Genomic DNA, 16,460 nt, shown 5'->3' with positions numbered 1-16,460 from the left:
GTCTCCGCGTGAACCAACCTTCTTAGCCGAGCTTCTCGAGCAATGCCTTGGCCGCGGCAGTCTCGGCTTCCTGTTTGCTAGACCCTGTTGCGGTCGCTTCGGCGAGCTTGCCGACTGACACCAGCATCGTGAATTTCGGAGCGTGGCCGGGGCCGGTGCGTTCGACGATGGTGTATTCGGGGGGCTTGCGGTTGTGGGCGGCGGCCCATTCCTGGAGGGCGGACTTGGGGTGTTGCGGGGCTTTTGCGCCGGCTTGCACCCTATCCCCCCAGGCGCCGCGGACGAAGGCGCGCGCGGCGTCGAGGCCGGCTTCCTGGTACCAGGCGCCGATCAGCGCTTCCATCACGTCGCCGAGCACGTTGTCGCTGTCGCTGGCGCCGTCGTCGCGGGCCTGCTTGCCGAGCTTGAGGTGCGCGCGGACGCCGAGTTCTCGCGCGACGTCGGCGCAGACCGGGCCGGTGACGAGCGCGTTGAGGCGTTTCGACAGCGAACCCTCGGGGTCGGTCGCGAACAGTTCGTACAGCCATTCGGCGATGATCAGGCCGAGTACGCGGTCGCCTAGGAACTCGAGGCGTTCGTAGTTGGCCGCGGCCTGGCTGCCGTGCGTCAGCGCGCGCTCATAGGGGGCGAGGTTGGTCGGTGCGCGGCCGAAGAGCGTCTTTAGCCAGCCGGCGAGATCGCTCAAAAGCCTTCCCCGATACGGCTCCAGCGCGCGGCACTGACCCAGGTCCACGGCTTCAGCCATTCGGCATCGCCGTCGGTCGAGAAGAAGTTGACGATCGCCTTGCCCTCGACGTTTGCGAGCGGGACGTAGCCCATGCCCTGCGGTGCGGGGAAACGGCTGTCGCCGCTGTCGTCGCGGTTGTCGCCCATCACGAAGATGTGGCCGGCGGGGATCGTGTAGAGCCCGGTGTCGTCGCGATCGGGGAGTTCGGCCTGGTCTAGGACTTCGTAGCTGCGGCCGCCGGGAAGCGTTTCGCGGAAGCGGGGGTAGCGGCAGATCTGCACGTTGGCGACCACGTCGACGAACGGCGCGCCGCATTTCTCGGCATTGAAGTTCTCGGTCAGCGGGATCGTGAAGTCGGCGATGCGGAGCTTCGGAATGGCATTGCCGTTGAGGTAGACGGTGCCCTGGCGCATCTGGATGGTCTCTCCGGGGAGGCCGATGACGCGCTTGATGACGTCGTGGTCGAGCACTTCGGGTGCGCGGAAGACGACGACGTCGCCGCGCGTCGGCGTGCTGCCGAAGATGCGGCCGGGGATCAGCGGTATGCCGGCGGGGAGCGACCAGCGCGAATAGCCGTAGTTCCACTTCGAGACGAAGAGATAGTCGCCGATCAACAGCCGGGGCAGCATCGATTCGGACGGGATGCTGAACGGCGCGAAGATGAAGCTGCGCAGGATCAGCACGACCAGCGCGAGCTTCAGCAGGAAGCGGAACGTTTCGCTCGTTTCGGAACGTACGGGTTTGGTCTTCACGTCATTTGCCATGTGCGCGGGTTTGCGCAGACCGCGCCTATCGTCAAGCGTGTGCGGGATACGTGTCACCGAAAGACCGTTGTCGCGGTCTCGCGCTTGCAGCATGACCGGCGCGCACGTCTATTCGGAGAAGTAGCATGACCGCCGACTGGTCCAAGATCGAAGCCCTGCCCGCCACCAAGCTGACCGACCTGTTTTCGCAGGATTCGGAGCGTCTCTCGAAGCTCAGCCTCGATGTCGCGGGCATCCACTTCGACTGGTCGAAGACTCACCTGACGACCGACATGGTCACCGCGTTCGAGGAAATGGCGAAGACGCAGGACCTGTCGGGCAAGCGCCAGGCGCTGTTCTCGGGCGAGGTCGTCAACGTCACCGAGGGCCGCGCGGTCGAGCACACTGCCGAGCGCGGCGAGGGCAAGCCCGAGAGCGTCGCGATCGCGCAGGCTAGCCACCAGCGGATGCGCACGCTGATCGATGCGATCGAGGCGGAGGCGCTGGGTCCGGTGCGGCATATCCTGCATGTCGGGATCGGTGGGTCGGCGCTGGGGCCGCAGTTGCTGGTCGATGCGCTGGGGCGTGACGACAAAAGGTACGACGTTGCGATCGTCGCGAATGTCGATGGCGTTGCGCTGGAGGACGTGTTCGCGAAGTTCGATCCGGCGGCGACGTTGCTGGTGGTCGCGTCGAAGACGTTCACGACGACCGAGACGCTGATGAACGCCGAAAGCGTGCTGCAGTGGATGACCGAGCATAATGTCGAGGACCCGTATGGCCGCGTGATCGCGCTGACCGCGTCGCCCGAGAAGGCGATGGAATGGGGTGTCGACGAGACGCGTATCTTGCCGTTCGCCGAGAGCGTCGGTGGGCGGTATTCGTTGTGGTCGACGATCGGGTTCCCGGCGGCGATCGCGCTGGGTTGGGACCGGTTCGAGGAACTGCTCGAGGGTGCGGCCGAGATGGATCGGCATTTCCGGCTGTCGGCGCTCCATGAGAATGCGCCTGCGCTCGCCGCGTTCGCCGACCTGTATTACACGCAGATCCGCCATGCCGAGACGCGCGCGCCGTTCGCGTATGACGAGCGGTTGCGGTTGCTGCCGAGCTATCTCCAGCAGTTGGAGATGGAGTCGAACGGCAAGTCGGTGACGGTCGACGGGCAGCCGCTTGGGCGTCCTTCGGCGGCGATCACCTGGGGTGGCGTCGGTACGGAGGCGCAGCATGCGGTGTTCCAGTTGCTTCATCAGGGTACGCATCTCGTGCCGGTCGAGTTCATCGCGGTGATCGAGCCGGGTGATACGTTGCCGGAAGAGCATCACCGGGCGCTGTTGCTGAACGCGTTCGCGCAGGGGGCTGCGCTGATGGCGGGTAAGCAGGTCGAGGATCCGGCGCGGAGCTATTCGGGTGATCGGCCGTCTTCGACGCTGTTGCTGGATGATCTGGATGCGCGGACGCTGGGGGCGCTGATCGCGTTTTATGAGCACCGGGTGTTCGTGAACGGGGTGCTGTTGGGGATCAATTCGTTCGACCAGTTCGGGGTCGAGCTGGGGAAGGAGATGGCGAAGGCTGCTGAGAAGGGCGGGCAGATGTTCGATCCTTCGACGGATGACCTGATCAAGCGCGCATTTGGGTGAGGCTTGGGGGGGGGAGCGCGCGCCCCCCTCCCCTTACGTGTTCCCCCGCGAAGGCGGGGGCCCAGGATACCACGCGCAGCGCTCGTGACCCTGGGCTCCCGCCTTCGCGGGAGAACTAGAGGGCGCTGGAGAACTGGAGAGGCTGAGGCGTTACATCCTCATGCCTCTACTTCTTGCCATCGCGCTCGCCGCCTCTCCTACAATCGCGCAGATGAAGTGGGAGCGGCGGGTGTTGATCGTCTCTGCCCCGACTGCTGAAGATCCCGCACTCGCTGAGCAACGCCGCATCCTCGCCGGGTGGAAAACCAACGCCGCCGCTCGCGACCTCACCATCGTCGAGATCGTCGGCGACACGGTCCGTGGCGCGAGCGATCCGGCCGCAGCGCTCCGCCGCAAATACCACCTGCCCGCCAGCTTCACCGCGATCCTGATCGGAAAGGACGGCGGCGAGAAACTGCGTAGTGCCAAGCCCTTCCCCGCCGCTGCGTTGGAGGCCACGATAGACGCAATGCCGATGCGCAAGGCGGGGCAGCGATAGGCTGAGCCGATCAGCGTGATCGCGGCGCCGGGGTTGCCGCCTCGCGCCCCCTGCCCCAGATGGCATGCAAAGCCGCCCCGCGGCACGCGACCTACGAGGACTGCCCGTGACCGAGACCACATCCGCGACCGATACCCAATTCGACTACGACCTGTTCGTCATCGGCGCAGGCTCGGGCGGGACGCGTGCGTCGCGCGTTGCCGCGGCGCACGGTGCACGCGTTGCGGTCGCGGAGGAATACCGTGTCGGTGGGACCTGCGTCATTCGCGGGTGCGTGCCGAAGAAGTTGCTGATCTACGGCGCGCATTTCGCAGAGGATCTGAAGGACGCCAAGCGGTTCGGCTGGCAGGTGCCCGACGACTGCGCGTTCAGTTGGCCGACGCTGCGTGACAACGTGATGGAGGAGGTCGACCGGATCAACGGCGCCTACACGACCACGCTCCAGAACAATCACGTCGACATCATCCACCAGCGTGCGGTCGTCTCCGGCCCGAACGAAGTCACGCTCGCCGACGGCACGGTGAAGACCGCTGCGAAGATCCTGATCGCGGTCGGTGCGCATCCGTTGGTGCCCGAGTTCCCCGGTGCCGAGCACGGCATCACCTCGAACGAGGTCTTCCATCTCGACGACGTGCCGAAGCGCGTGCTGATCGCCGGCGCGGGCTATATCGCCAACGAGTTCGCTGGGATCTTCCATCAGTTCGGATCGCACGTGACGCTGGTCAATCGGACCGACGTGATCCTGCGCGGCTATGACGAGTCGATCCGCGACCGCCTGCTCCAGATCTCGATGAGCAAGGGAATCGATTTTCGGTTCAACGCGGCGTTCGAGAGCATCGAGAAGGACTCGGATGGCTGCCTGACGGTCAAGATGAGCGGGCATGAGCCGATCGTCGTCGATCTCGTGATGTTCGCTACCGGCCGTTTGCCTAATACGAAGGGCTTGGGGCTCGATACCGCGGGCGTCGAGATGGACGCGGCCGGCGCGGTGATCGTCGACGAGGATAATCGGTCGAGCTGCGACTCGATCTTCGCGGTCGGCGACGTCACCAACCGGATCCAGCTGACGCCGGTCGCGATCCGCGAAGGGCAGGCGTTCGCCGACACCTTCTATGGCAACAAGCCGACACGCGTTGATTACGCCAACGTGCCTGCCGCGGTGTTCAGCCATCCGCCGATGGCGGGCGTCGGCATGACCGAGTCGCAGGCGCGGGAAGCACTCGGGTCGGTCAGGGTGTATTCGAGCGACTTCCGGCCGATGAAGAACGTGCTGGCGGGCCGTAACGAGCGGTCGCTGTACAAGATGATCTGCGATGGCGAGACCGACCGGGTGGTCGGCATCCACATGATCGGGCCGGACTGTCCGGAGATTCTGCAATCGGCTGCGGTGGCGGTGAAGGCGGGGCTTACCAAGGCGGACTTTGACGCGACGGTCGCACTGCATCCGACGATGGCGGAAGAGCTTGTCTTGATGAAGTGAGGGAGCGCTCAGTCTGAGCGCACCCCCTGCCTCCTTATTCACCCGCGAAGGCGGGTGTCCAGACTGGATCCCCGCCTTCGCGGGGAAACAATCAGGTGCCTGTGAAATCGCCCGGACGGCGTTCGCTGACCGCGCGGACGCCTTCGGCAAAGTCGTCGGTCTTCTGCAACCAGGCCTGTTCGGCGAGTTCGTGATCGGTCTGTAACTGGACCAACGCGAACAGGTCTCCGCGTATCGTTTTGCGCGTCGATCCGACTGCGAGCGGCGCACCAGCCGCTATCTCCTTCGCCAGCGCCAACGCTTCAGCGCGCAACCGGTCCGCAGGAACGACTGTATCCGCCAGCCCCCAGGCCTCAGCCTGCTCCGCCCGGATGCGGCGCCCTGTCAGGTTCATCAGCAGCGCGCGCTGGCGACCGATCACGCGTTCCAGCACCGCGGAGATGCCGAAGCCGGGGTGGAAGCCGATCTGGACGAAGTTGGCGACGAACTTCGCCTCGGGCGCGGCCACGCGGAAATCGGCGACGAGCGCGAGGCCGAGCCCTGCCCCGACGGCTGCACCCTGGATCGCGGCGATGACCGGCGTCTCGACTGCGAACAGCTTGGCGGCGGCGACGTAGAACGGATTGCGCTCGCCCGCGGTCCGGTCCGCGGCGACCGGATTGGCGTTGACGAGGTCCGCTCCCGCGCAGAACACCTTGCCCTCCGATTGAAGCACGATCGCGCGGACGTCGCGGTCGGCATCCGCGGCGGCGAACGCAGCACCGATCGCTTCGATCAGCGCGAGATCGGCGAAGTTGTGCGGCGGCCGCGCGAACGTGACGATCGTGACATGCCCGTCGCGGGTGACGTCGACGCCGTTTGTGCGAGCCTGATCGGTCATTGCATTCTCCTCGAAGCCGTCTCGATATCCGCCCGCGTGCGCTCCGGATAGCGTCAAAGCACTTTCAAACGATCGTGCCACCGCCTAGATCATCTGCATACCCGATCCTCGAAAGGTTCCAGCATGCGTGAAGCCGCCATCGTCTCGACCGCCCGTACCGCTATCGGCAAGGCGTATCGTGGTGCGTTCAATGCGACCGAGGCGCCGGTGCTGGCGGGGCATGTGATGAATGCCGTCGTCGAGCGCGCCGGGATCGATCCGGCGCGGATCGACGAGGTGTTCTGGGGCGTCGGCAATCAATGGGGTACGCAAGGGGGGAACGCCGGGCGGATGGCGATATTCGCGGGCGGGCTGCCGGAGTCGGTGCCGGCGTTCACGCTCGACCGGAAGTGCGGGTCGGGGCTGACCGCGGTGGCGCTCGCGGCGCGGACGATCATGTGCGACGAGGCGGATGTCGCGCTGGCGGGCGGGATGGAGTCGATCAGCTATACCGTAACGAAGGACGCGCCGCGTTTCGTCAATGCGAGCGTCGTGGCGAAGGAGCCGGCGGCGTATATCCCGATGATCGAGACCGCGGAGATCGTCGCGGAGAAATACGGCATCAGTCGCGAGGCTCAGGACGAATACGCCGCGATGAGCCAGCAGCGTGCTGCCGCCGGGCTGGCGAGCGGAGCGTTTGCCGAGGAGATCGTGCCGATCACGGTCGAGAAGGCGCTCTACGACAAGCAGGGCGCGCATGCCGGGATCGAGAGCGTCACCCTGTCGCAGGACGAGGGTATTCGTGCGGGTACGACGCTGGAGGGGCTGCGCGGGCTGAAGACGGTGTGGCCGGGCGGCGAGTTCTCGGGGCCGGGATCGAGCGTGACCGCGGGCAATGCGAGCCAGTTGTCGGACGGGGCTTCTGCGCAGTTGCTGATGGACCGTAGGACCGCCGAGGCCGAGGGCAAGGATATCCTGGGCATCTATCGGGGGTTCCAGGCGGCGGGGTGCAGCCCGGCGGAAATGGGTATCGGGCCGATCTTCGCGATTCCGAAACTGCTCGAGCGGGCGGGGTTGTCGGTGGGAGACATCGGACTGTGGGAGCTGAACGAGGCGTTCGCGTCGCAGTGCCTGTATTGTCGCGATTTCCTCGGGATCGATCCGGAGAAGTACAACGTCAACGGCGGCGCGATCGCGGTCGGGCATCCGTTCGGGATGACGGGGTCGCGGCTGGTCGGGCATGCGCTGATCGAGGGGCGCAAGCGCGGCGTGCGCTATGTCGTGGTGTCGATGTGCACCGCGGGGGGCATGGGCGCGGCGGGGTTGTTCGAGATCGTTTGACGCGGGCGCCGACATAGGCGTGCGCTCACCCTTCCCACGGCGAAGACGCCGCGGGCCCCTTCCCTCTCCCCGATGGGAGAGGGGGTTGTTGCCAAGACCTTGGCGGCGGCGCAGGTTCGTGGCTTCTCGGATGGGGATGCGGGCTATGACGACGGCATTGATCACCGGCGCATCGGCGGGGTTGGGCGAGGGTTTTGCGCGGGCGCTTGCGGCCCAGGGCAATGCGCTGATCCTGACGGCGCGTCGGGTCGATCGGTTGGAAGCGTTGGCGGCCGAACTGCGTGCGGCGCACGGCGTTACGGTGCATGTGTTTGCCGCCGATCTTACGGATCAGGCTGGTCCGGACACGCTCATTGCTGCCATCGCAGCCGCCGCATTGCCGATCGATATACTCGTCAACAATGCTGGGTTCGGTGCGCGGGGTGATTTCGCCGAGCTGGATGGCGCGCTGCAACTGGGCATGATCGACCTCAATTGCCGTGCGCTGGTGGCGCTGACGCATGCCGTGCTGCCGCAGATGATCGCGCGCGGGTCTGGCGGGATTCTCAACCTTGCCTCGGTCGCGTCGTTCCAGCCGGGGCCGTGGATGGCAGTCTATTATGCGAGCAAGGCGTTCGTGCTGAGCTTTTCCGAAGCGCTGCACGAGGAGGTGAAGGGCAAGGGCGTGCGTGTTGCGGCGCTGTGCCCCGGGCCGACGCGGACCGAGTTCGCCGATGTGGCGGGGCTTGGCGATACCGCGCTGTTCGAGCGATTGGCGAGCGATCCGGCGGCGGTCGTGCGTGACGGGTTGGCGGCGCTGGCCGCAAACCGGGCGGTGAAGGTGTCCGGTGCGCTGAACTTCGCGATGGCCGAGGGGATACGGTTTACGCCGCGGAGTCTTGCGCGGCGGATCGCGGGGTCGTTGCAAAAAGCTCGTAGGTAAGGCGCGACCTAGACAGCGGCTCCGCTTGCCGCCCCCTCCGTCAGGCTTTGCCTGCCACCTCCCCCTGGCGGGGGAGGATTGTCTGGGTTCTTCGCTTCCGCTGCGTAGGGACGCGGCGGTTAGCGGCTGACCATGCCGGTTACGGTGATCTGACCGCCGCGATCGACGATCTCGCCGTCGACCATGCCGCTGACGAGCACCGTCGCGCCGGGTTCGACGATCAGCGTACCGTCGATCATCCCGGCGATCTCAGCGGTGGCGCCAGCCGGGACGATCGCGGTGCCGTCGAGCATGCCCTCGAATTTACCTTCGATCGTCAGGTCTCCGCGGTGCATGCCCTTCATGCTCGCTCAGTCGGCGAAGAGCAGGACGGGGGTTTCGAGGTACTTCTTGAGGCCCTGGACGAAGCTTGCCGCGTCCCAGCCGTCGACGACGCGGTGGTCGCAGCTGATCGACAGGTTCATCAGCTTGGCGCGGACCACTTCGTCGCCCTTGAAGACGGGGCGCTCGACGATCTTGTTGGGGCCGATAATCGCGACTTCGGGGCGGTTGATGACCGGGGTCGTGGCGATGCCGCCGAGCGGGCCGAGCGAGGTGACGGTGATCGTGCCGCCGCCCATTTCGTTCGGCGCGAGCTTTCCGGCGCGGGCTGCTTCGGCGAGGCGGGTGATCTCGGTTGCGAGCTGCCAGACGTTGCGGTCCTGTGCGTCGCGGATCACGGGGACGGTGAGCCCGGCGTCGGTCTGTGCGGCCATGCCGAGGTGGATGGCGCCGTGGCGCGTGACGACGCCCGCCTCGTCGTCGTAGCGCGCGTTCATCATCGGGAAGTCGGGGATCGTCTTGCAGATCGCGACGATCATCAGCGGCAGCATCGTCAGCTTGGGGCGGCCGCCGCGGTTGGCGTTGAGGTCGGCGCGCATCGCTTCCAAAGCGGTGACGTCGATCTCGTCGACATAGGTGAAGTGCGGGATCGCGCGCTTCGACGCGGCCATGTTCTCGGCGATGCGGCGACGCATGCCGATGACCTTGATGGACTGGTCTTCGCGGGCGCGCGACGCGTGGGGGGCGTGGTAGCCTTCGCCCGAGCCGTAGCGGAGGTAGGCGTCGAGGTCGGCGTGGCGGACTCGGTCGGAGTCGGTCTTTACCGAGGCAAGGTCGATGCCGAGATCGCGGGCCCGGGCGCGGACTGCGGGGGATGCGAGCGCGTGGGGCTTTTGCTCCGCCTCAGCCGCAGGAACGGCGTGCGCCTTCGGCTCCCTCTCCCCTGCGGGGAGAGCACGTGCTTGCTGCTCCCTCTCCCCGTTGGGGAGAGGGTTGGGGTGAGGGGCTGGGGCAGTTGCCTGCGTTTCCGCCTGGGGCTGCCCCTCACCCCGACCCTCTCCCCGCAGGGGAGAGGGAGTTGTCTCAACCACCTCTTCGACGCCCGGGTTCTCGGCTTCGTATTGTTCGGCTGTTTCCGCCTGCGCCGACGTAAGCGGCGCGGCGACGACTTCGGTTGCGGCGTCGACCGCGTCCATCTCGATCACCACCAGTGCGGCGCCGATCGAGACCTGGTCGCCGACTTCGCCGGCCAGTTCGACGACCACGCCGGTTACTGGCGACTCCATCTCGACGGTGGCCTTGTCGGTCATCATGTCGGCGATCGGCGAATCCTCTTCGACGCGGTCGCCGATGGCGACGTGCCATGCGACGATCTCGGCCTCGGAGATGCCTTCGCCGATGTCCGGCAGCTTGAAGGTGAAGCGGGCCATTATGCGTCCTTCATGATCTTTTTCAGGGCTTCGCCGATGCGAACCGGCCCCGGGAAATACGCCCATTCGAGGCTGTGCGGGTACGGCGTGTCGAACCCGGTCACGCGCTCGATCGGCGCCTCGAGATGGTAGAAACAGCGTTCCTGCACGATCGCCGACAGCTCCGCGCCGAACCCGCTGGTGCGGGTCGCCTCGTGGACGATCATGCAGCGGCCGGTCTTCTTCACCGACGCCTCGATCGTCTCGATATCGAGCGGCACGAGCGTGCGCAGGTCGACGATCTCGGCGTCGATCCCGGCCTCCGCGACCACAGCCGCGCAGACATGGACCATCGTGCCATAGGCGAGGATGGTGAGCGCCTCGCCGGCGCGGACGATCTTCGCCTTGCCGAGCTCGATCTTGTAATAGCCGGTCGGGACTTCGCCGGCCGGATGCTTCGACCAGTTCTGCGACGGGCGATCCCAGTATCCGTCGAACGGGCCGTTGTAGATGCGCTTGGGTTCGAAGAAGAGCGTCGGATCATTGTCCTCGATCGCGGCGATCAGCAGGCCCTTGGCGTCATACGGCGTCGACGGAATCACCGTCTTGATACCGGACATATGGGTGAAAAGCCCTTCCGGCGACTGGCTGTGCGTCTGGCCGCCGAAGATGCCACCGCCGAACGGCGAGCGCACCGTGATCGGCGAGGTGAACTCACCGGCGGAACGGTAGCGCAGGCGCGCCGCTTCGGAGACGAGCTGGTCGAGCGCGGGGTAGATGTAATCAGCGAACTGGATTTCGGGGACCGGGCGCAGGCCGTACGCGCCCATGCCGACCGCGACGCCGATGATCCCGCATTCGGTGATCGGGGTGTCGAACACGCGGGTCTTGCCGTGCTTGGCCTGGAGCCCGGCGGTCGCGCGGAAGACGCCACCGAAATAACCGACGTCCTCGCCCATGACGATCACGTCCGGGTCGCGCTCCATCATGATGTCCATGGCGGAGTTGATCGCCTGGATCATGTTCATGCGGGTGGTGGGCTCGGCGTCCGTTGCCTCGGACTCGAGTGCTTGCGTCATGTCGCTCATGCCTTGCGATCCCATGGACGGCCGCTGGCCGTTTCTTCATCGAGCATCTGCTGACGCTGCTCCTTCAGATGCCACGGCAGTTCCTCGAACACGCCGTCGAACAGCGACTCGAGCGGCTGGTGCAGGCCGTGGCCAAGGATGCCATTCTTCTCGGCCTCCTTCTGCGCGGACTTGACCTGCTCGGCGAGTTCCTTGTCCTGCGCGGCGTGGCGCTCGTCGTCCCATTCGCCGATCGCGATGAGATGATCCTTCAAGCGCTTGATCGGATCGCCGAGCGGCCAGGCGTTCGGCTCGCCTTCGCTGCGATACTGGCCGGGATCGTCGGAGGTCGAATGGCCTTCGGCGCGGTAGGTGAAGTGCTCGATCAGCGTCGGGCCCTGGTTGGTACGCGCGCGCTCGGCAGCCCATTCGGTCGCTGCATAGACCGCCAGCGCGTCGTTGCCGTCGACCCGAAGTCCGGCGATGCCGTAGCCGACGGCGCGCGCGGCGAACGTCGTCGCCTCAGCACCGGCGAACCCGGAGAAGCTGGAGATCGCCCACTGGTTGTTGACGACGTTGAAGATCACCGGCGCGCGATAGACCGCGGCGAAGGTGCATGCCGAGTGGAAGTCGCCCTCCGCGGTCGAGCCCTCGCCGCACCAGGTCGCGGCGATCCGCGTGTCGCCCTTGGCCGCCGACGCCATCGCCCAGCCGACCGCCTGCGGATACTGGGTCGTGAGGTTGCCCGAGATCGAGAAGAACCCGGCTTCCTTGACCGAATACATGATCGGCAGCTGCTTGCCGCCGAGCCTATCCGCGGTGTTCGAATAGATCTGGTTCATCATGTCGACGAGGCTCCAACCCCGTGCGATCAACAGCCCCTGCTGGCGGTACGAGGGGAAGCACATGTCCTCGTAGTCGAGCGCGTAGGCCGCCGCGACCGCGACCGCTTCCTCGCCGAGCGCCTTCATGTAGAAGCTGGTCTTGCCCTGCCGCTGTGCGCGGAACATGCGTTCGTCGAACGCGCGGAGCAGCGCCATGCTGCGCAACATGCGGCGCATCACGTCGGGCGACAGCTTGGGGTCCCAGGGGCCGACCGCGTTGCCGGCGTCGTCGAGCACGCGGACCAGCGTATAGGCGAGGTCGATGAAGTCGGACGCCTTGTCCGCGGTGTCGGGACGGCGTGCCTCGCCGGCGGGCGGCACGTCGACTTCGGCGAAGTCCACCGCGTCGCCGGGGCGGAACTTCGGCTCGGGGATATGCAGCGTAAGTGGCTGCAAATTGGCGCGCGGATGCTCGCTTGCCATCGTCATTCCATCTCCATGAGGCCGCTGTGACCGCGGAACACTCTTACCGAGGCTTGTTATTAAATTTCAACGCAGATTGCGAGGGGGAGTTACGCATTCACGATGTGCCGCGCGGGTTTTTCTCCCCCTCGGCAGGAAATCAGCCCCCGACGGTCTGTTCGATCACACCGAAGATCGGATGGCGCTTGTCGTCCTCCGCCCAGATGCGGACGACGTCACCCTGCTTGAGGAAGGGGGTGACGGGCTTGCCACCCTGGATGGTTTCGATCGTCCGCACTTCGGCGAGACAGGAATAGCCGACGCCGCCCTCGGCAACCGACTTGCCGGGGCCGCCATCGGCACCGCGGTTCGAGACGGTGCCCGAGCCGATGATCGTCCCCGCGCCCAGCTTCCGCGTCTTGGCGGCGTGCGCGACGAGCGTGCCGAAATCGAACGTCATGTCCTCGCCGGCCTCGGCACGTCCGAGCGGCTGGCCGTTGAGGTCGACCATCAGTTTGCGGTGCAGCTTGCCGTCCTTCCACCAGTCGCCGAGCGAGTCGGGGGTGACGAAGACGGGCGAGAACGCGCTGGCCGGCTTCGACTGGAAAAAGCCGAAGCCCTTGCCGAGCTCGCCGGGGATCAGGTTGCGCAAGCTCACGTCGTTGGTGAGCCCGACCAGCAGGATCGCCGCCAGCGCCTCGTCGCGACTCGCGCCGAGCGGGACGTCGCCGGTGACCACGACGACCTCGCCCTCCATGTCGCAACCCCAGGACTCGTCGGCGAGCGGGATCGGATCGCGCGGGCCCAGGAACCCGTCCGAGCCACCCTGGTACATCAGCGGGTCGTGCCAGAAGCTGTCGGGCATGTCCGCCGCCCGCGCCTGTCGCACGAGGGCGACGTGGTTCACATATGCCGAGCCGTCCGCCCACTGATACGCACGCGGCAACGGCGACTCGGCGTCATGCTCGTGGAAGCGCCGCATCGGGATCATCTCGTGCTCGAGATCGGTCGCCAGGTTCTTGAGGTCTAGCGACAATCGGTTCCAGTCGTCGAGCGCCGCCTGCAGCGTCGGCGCGATATGGCTCGCATCGGCGTACCAGGCGAGGTCGTTGGAAACGACGACGAGCTTGCCGTCTCGCCCGCGGGTGGCATCGGGATGCTTCAGGCTGGCCAGTTTCATGCAGCGGATCCTCTATTTGTTTGCAACGTCCTACGCCCCTGAGGCAGTTCAAGTCGAGTATGCCGCTGGTGCCAAACCTGATTTTGGTGAAAGCGGTGCGATTTCCAGCCTGTTAGGATCGGGCTTGCGTAACGGTAGAGGAAGTCGAGCATGCCCAGATACTTCTTCGATACCGACAACCATACGCACGACGGCGACAACGAGGGCACGGACCTCGCGGACGACGACGAAGCGCGGGTCCAGGCGATAATTTTCGCCGGCGATTACCTGCGTGATCATCCCGGGATCGTCAGCGCGGGCAACCGCTTCAGCGTGTCGGTCCGCGATGCACGAGATTCGATACTGTTGACCGTCGTCGTCACGGTCGAAGACCCCCGCGAACCAAGCGAATGATGCCACGCGCCTGACTCGCGGCACGAGGCCTTTCGGCCCGCGCATCGATGCGAGACGCCGTCATATAGTTTAACATGGGTTTTACCATTCGGCTCAATCCTGGGATAAGGTGAGCACGTCCGCAACGCGCTATCCTTATGAAGGGGAGAGCGAGAAACCAGTGCTCCTGCCTTTGATGCGGAGCGTGCACGTGGATAATTCCACCGTGACTGAACAGTTGATTCGAAAGTTCGCATCGCGAGTCGCGATGAGTGCGGCCGATCGTGCGCACGTAGCGACATTGCCCTTCAAGGTCCGGACGATCGACGCGTCGACGTATGTCCTGCGCGAGGGGCAGCGACCGACCCGGTGCGCGTTCATCGTCGAAGGACTTGCTTACCGTCAAAAGCTGACGCCCAACGGCGAACGCGAGATCGTATCGATCCTGACGCCCGGCGAATTCGTCGATCTTCAAAACCTGTTTCTCGATGAATCCGACCACGACATCCAGGCATTGACCCGCGTCACGCTCGCGGAAATCCCCATCACCGCGTTGCGACAGCTTATTGCGGCATGTCCGGCGGCGGGTCATGCGCTGTGGATCGATGCGCTGGTCGAATCGTCGATACACCGGGAATGGCTGCTCAACATCGGTCGTCGCAACGCCCGCAGCAGGCTCGCGCATCTGCTGTGCGAGTTTTCCGTTCGGTTCAACAAATCGACCTCGGGCGGCGACATCGCCTATGAACTGCCGATGACGCAGGAACAGCTCGGCGATGCGCTCGGGCTGACCCCCGTTCATGTGAACCGCGTGCTGAAATCGCTGGAGACCGACCAGTTGATCGTCCGCAAGAAACGCCAGGTCAGCGTGGTGGATTGGTCGCGATTGCGCGACGTTGCGGAATTTAACGAACGCTATCTGCACCTTGGGCAGGTGATCGGCTGAACCGCGATCCGCACCGCGATCCGCATGGGGCTACGCTTGCCGTCCGAACGGCAAAGCTTGACTTTTCGCGCGGTTTGCTGCACCTGCGGCATATCGAGGCGTAATGCAGCGTGATTGGACCCTAGCCGGTCTTAGCTCCGCCTCGGTCGTTTCCAACGGGCTTCCCTTTTCACGCGGGGTGTCAAAACACCACCGCCCCTCGCGCGTCCTTGTGTGGATTCGCGAGCCCGGCATCTATTTGAGAGACTCTACATGTCATTTGCAAACCTCGGCCTTGCCGAGCCGCTCGTCCGTGCGCTCGAAGCCAAGGGCTATACCGAGCCGACGCCGATCCAGGCCCAGTCGATCCCGATCCTGCTCGAGGGCGGCGATCTGCTCGGCATCGCGCAGACCGGCACCGGCAAGACCGCCGCATTCGTGCTGCCGTCGATCCAGCGCCTGACCGAGAACCAGAAGCGCGTCCTGCCGACGCATTGTCGCATGCTGGTGCTCGCCCCCACCCGTGAGCTGGCGAGCCAGATTGCAGACAGTGCCCGCGCGTACGGTCAGTTCAGCAAGATGTCGGTGACGACCGTGTTCGGCGGCACCAGCATCAACAAGAACCGCCAGGACATGAGCCGCGGTGTCGACATCCTCGTCGCTACGCCGGGCCGCCTGATCGACCTGATCGAGCAGGGCTTCGTGAACCTGTCGATGATCGAGATCCTCGTGCTCGACGAAGCCGACCAGATGATGGACCTCGGCTTCATCCATGCGCTGAAGAAGATCGTCCGCATGCTGCCGAAGAAGCGCCAGACGCTGTTCTTCTCGGCGACGATGCCGGTCGCGATCCGCGAGCTGGCCAGCCAGTTCCTGCTCGACCCGAAGACGGTGTCGGTAAAGCCGGCTGCGACCACGGCAGAGCGCGTCGACCAGTATGTCACCTTCTGCAACCAGTCGGAAAAGCAGGCGCTCCTGACGATCACGCTGGCCGATCCTGCGATCGACCGTGCGCTCGTCTTCACGCGCACCAAGCATGGCGCGGACCGCGTCGTGAAGCTGCTCGCGGGTAACGGCATCGCCTCGAACGCGATCCACGGCAACAAGAGCCAGGGCCAGCGCGAGCGGGCACTCGGCGAGTTCAAGCAGGGCAAGGTCAAGGTCCTGATCGCAACCGACATCGCCGCACGCGGCATCGACGTCTCGGGCGTCAGCCACGTCATCAACTTCGAGCTGCCGAACGTCGCCGAGCAGTATGTCCACCGCATCGGTCGTACCGCGCGTGCGGGCGCCAGCGGCATCGCCGTCGCGTTCTGCGCGGATGACGAGAAGGCCTACCTGCGCGACATCGAACGGATCACCCGCCAGAAGGTCCAGGTCCGCTCGCTGCCGGACGATTTCGTCAACCTGTCGAACCAGATCAAGCAGACGCGCGTGAAGACGATGGGTGCCGATCCCGAGGTCCGGATCGACCGTCCGCGCGATCCGGCACGGCCGCGCGCGACGCATTCGCCGCGGGCGACCGGTACGACCGGCCGCAACTATGCGGGTGCTAGCCGTGGTGGCCAGGGTGGCGGCGGCGGTCAGGGCGGCGGCGGCGGTCGTCCCCAGGGCGGTGGTCGTCCCGGCGGCCAGAGCGGCGGCGGTCGTCCG

The 16,460-nt window shown here is 65.6% G+C and carries 16 protein-coding genes; 8 read left to right on the top strand and 8 right to left on the bottom strand.

The genetic code is table 11. The annotated features are described in order from the left end of the window. Positions 1 to 22 precede the first annotated feature (22 nt). Positions 23 to 685 carry a ribonuclease III gene (gene rnc / locus IFR23_RS18910; RefSeq protein WP_107954640.1) on the bottom strand — a complete coding sequence of 221 codons (663 nt, stop codon included), beginning with the start codon at positions 683 to 685 and terminating at the stop codon, positions 23 to 25. Continuing rightward, positions 682 to 1,491: a signal peptidase I gene (lepB, locus tag IFR23_RS18905; protein ID WP_192977183.1), complete on the bottom strand. Its 810-nt coding sequence runs from the start codon at positions 1,489 to 1,491 to the stop codon at positions 682 to 684. Before lepB ends, rnc begins: the two co-directional genes overlap by 4 nt. Positions 1,492 to 1,616: 125 nt before the next feature. Between lepB and pgi the strand changes: the two genes are divergently transcribed. The 3 genes from pgi to gorA all read left to right on the top strand — a co-directional run bounded on the left by pgi (position 1,617) and on the right by gorA (position 5,125). Beyond that, the gene (gene pgi / locus IFR23_RS18900; protein ID WP_192977182.1) at positions 1,617 to 3,107 is read left to right on the top strand and encodes a glucose-6-phosphate isomerase; all 1,491 of its coding nucleotides are present in this window, start codon (positions 1,617 to 1,619) and stop codon (positions 3,105 to 3,107) included. A 160-nt stretch (positions 3,108 to 3,267) separates the two neighbouring features. After that, the gene (locus tag IFR23_RS18895; protein ID WP_192977181.1) at positions 3,268 to 3,645 is read left to right on the top strand and encodes a DUF4174 domain-containing protein; all 378 of its coding nucleotides are present in this window, start codon (positions 3,268 to 3,270) and stop codon (positions 3,643 to 3,645) included. A gap of 106 nt (positions 3,646 to 3,751) precedes the next feature. Next, the gene (gorA, locus tag IFR23_RS18890; protein ID WP_342345012.1) at positions 3,752 to 5,125 is read left to right on the top strand and encodes a glutathione-disulfide reductase; all 1,374 of its coding nucleotides are present in this window, start codon (positions 3,752 to 3,754) and stop codon (positions 5,123 to 5,125) included. Positions 5,126 to 5,216: 91 nt separating this feature from the next. Here gorA and IFR23_RS18885 read toward each other — a convergent pair whose 3' ends face one another. Further along, positions 5,217 to 6,005, bottom strand: a complete 789-nt coding sequence (locus IFR23_RS18885; RefSeq protein ID WP_192977179.1) for an enoyl-CoA hydratase/isomerase family protein — start codon at positions 6,003 to 6,005, stop codon at positions 5,217 to 5,219. A gap of 123 nt (positions 6,006 to 6,128) precedes the next feature. Between IFR23_RS18885 and IFR23_RS18880 the strand changes: the two genes are divergently transcribed. Beyond that, positions 6,129 to 7,325, top strand: coding sequence for a thiolase family protein (locus IFR23_RS18880; protein WP_192977178.1), 1,197 nt, complete (start codon positions 6,129 to 6,131; stop codon positions 7,323 to 7,325). Positions 7,326 to 7,470: 145 nt separating this feature from the next. Continuing rightward, entirely contained in the window at positions 7,471 to 8,247 is a 777-nt protein-coding gene (locus IFR23_RS18875) for an SDR family NAD(P)-dependent oxidoreductase (protein WP_197978554.1), read from the top strand. Positions 8,248 to 8,366: 119 nt separating this feature from the next. Here IFR23_RS18875 and IFR23_RS18870 read toward each other — a convergent pair whose 3' ends face one another. From IFR23_RS18870 to IFR23_RS18850, 5 genes are all read right to left on the bottom strand, one after another. Continuing rightward, positions 8,367 to 8,591 carry a hypothetical protein gene (locus tag IFR23_RS18870; protein WP_192977177.1) on the bottom strand — a complete coding sequence of 75 codons (225 nt, stop codon included), beginning with the start codon at positions 8,589 to 8,591 and terminating at the stop codon, positions 8,367 to 8,369. 6 nt (positions 8,592 to 8,597) lie between these two features. Next, the gene (locus IFR23_RS18865; protein WP_192977176.1) at positions 8,598 to 9,998 is read right to left on the bottom strand and encodes a dihydrolipoamide acetyltransferase family protein; all 1,401 of its coding nucleotides are present in this window, start codon (positions 9,996 to 9,998) and stop codon (positions 8,598 to 8,600) included. Then, positions 9,998 to 11,005, bottom strand: coding sequence for an alpha-ketoacid dehydrogenase subunit beta (locus IFR23_RS18860; RefSeq protein WP_056053047.1), 1,008 nt, complete (start codon positions 11,003 to 11,005; stop codon positions 9,998 to 10,000). The genes IFR23_RS18865 and IFR23_RS18860 overlap by 1 nt, the downstream gene beginning before the upstream one ends. Before the next feature lie 56 nt (positions 11,006 to 11,061). Beyond that, the gene (locus IFR23_RS18855; protein ID WP_192977222.1) at positions 11,062 to 12,351 is read right to left on the bottom strand and encodes a thiamine pyrophosphate-dependent enzyme; all 1,290 of its coding nucleotides are present in this window, start codon (positions 12,349 to 12,351) and stop codon (positions 11,062 to 11,064) included. 139 nt (positions 12,352 to 12,490) lie between these two features. Further along, positions 12,491 to 13,510, bottom strand: a complete 1,020-nt coding sequence (locus IFR23_RS18850) for a fumarylacetoacetate hydrolase family protein (protein WP_192977175.1) — start codon at positions 13,508 to 13,510, stop codon at positions 12,491 to 12,493. A gap of 150 nt (positions 13,511 to 13,660) precedes the next feature. On the opposite strand from IFR23_RS18850, the gene IFR23_RS18845 reads away from it, so the two are divergent. From IFR23_RS18845 to IFR23_RS18835, 3 genes are all read left to right on the top strand, one after another. Then, positions 13,661 to 13,903 (top strand): DUF6894 family protein, encoded by a 243-nt coding sequence (locus IFR23_RS18845; RefSeq protein WP_192977174.1) that lies wholly within the window; start codon positions 13,661 to 13,663, stop codon positions 13,901 to 13,903. A gap of 247 nt (positions 13,904 to 14,150) precedes the next feature. Further along, complete coding sequence (locus IFR23_RS18840; RefSeq protein ID WP_107963138.1) at positions 14,151 to 14,828, top strand: Crp/Fnr family transcriptional regulator; 678 nt, start codon at positions 14,151 to 14,153, stop codon at positions 14,826 to 14,828. Positions 14,829 to 15,080: 252 nt separating this feature from the next. Continuing rightward, a partial coding sequence (locus IFR23_RS18835; RefSeq protein ID WP_192977173.1) for a DEAD/DEAH box helicase occupies positions 15,081 to 16,460 on the top strand: 1,380 nt, incomplete at its 3' end.

It is taken from the genome of Sphingomonas sp. CFBP 13603, from assembly GCF_014892665.1.
GTDB lineage: Bacteria > Pseudomonadota > Alphaproteobacteria > Sphingomonadales > Sphingomonadaceae > Sphingomonas.
Note: the sequence above shows the minus strand (reverse complement) of the source record. Positions and strands in the feature narration are given on the sequence as shown.

Bases quoted from the DNA above. Each gene is read 5' to 3' on its own strand.
- pgi (WP_192977182.1), top strand. From the start codon at position 1,617: ATGACCGCCGACTGGTCCAAGATCGAAGCCCTGCCCGCCACCAAGCTG.
- IFR23_RS18895 (WP_192977181.1), top strand. From the start codon at position 3,268: ATGCCTCTACTTCTTGCCATCGCGCTCGCCGCCTCTCCTACAATCGCG.
- IFR23_RS18885 (WP_192977179.1), bottom strand. From the start codon at position 6,005: ATGACCGATCAGGCTCGCACAAACGGCGTCGACGTCACCCGCGACGGG.
- IFR23_RS18875 (WP_197978554.1), top strand. From the start codon at position 7,471: ATGACGACGGCATTGATCACCGGCGCATCGGCGGGGTTGGGCGAGGGT.
- IFR23_RS18880 (WP_192977178.1), top strand. From the start codon at position 6,129: ATGCGTGAAGCCGCCATCGTCTCGACCGCCCGTACCGCTATCGGCAAG.
- IFR23_RS18845 (WP_192977174.1), top strand. From the start codon at position 13,661: ATGCCCAGATACTTCTTCGATACCGACAACCATACGCACGACGGCGAC.
- IFR23_RS18865 (WP_192977176.1), bottom strand. From the start codon at position 9,998: ATGGCCCGCTTCACCTTCAAGCTGCCGGACATCGGCGAAGGCATCTCC.
- IFR23_RS18860 (WP_056053047.1), bottom strand. From the start codon at position 11,005: ATGAACATGATCCAGGCGATCAACTCCGCCATGGACATCATGATGGAG.
- IFR23_RS18870 (WP_192977177.1), bottom strand. From the start codon at position 8,591: ATGAAGGGCATGCACCGCGGAGACCTGACGATCGAAGGTAAATTCGAG.
- lepB (WP_192977183.1), bottom strand. From the start codon at position 1,491: ATGGCAAATGACGTGAAGACCAAACCCGTACGTTCCGAAACGAGCGAA.
- IFR23_RS18850 (WP_192977175.1), bottom strand. From the start codon at position 13,510: ATGAAACTGGCCAGCCTGAAGCATCCCGATGCCACCCGCGGGCGAGAC.
- IFR23_RS18840 (WP_107963138.1), top strand. From the start codon at position 14,151: ATGAGTGCGGCCGATCGTGCGCACGTAGCGACATTGCCCTTCAAGGTC.
- IFR23_RS18855 (WP_192977222.1), bottom strand. From the start codon at position 12,351: ATGGCAAGCGAGCATCCGCGCGCCAATTTGCAGCCACTTACGCTGCAT.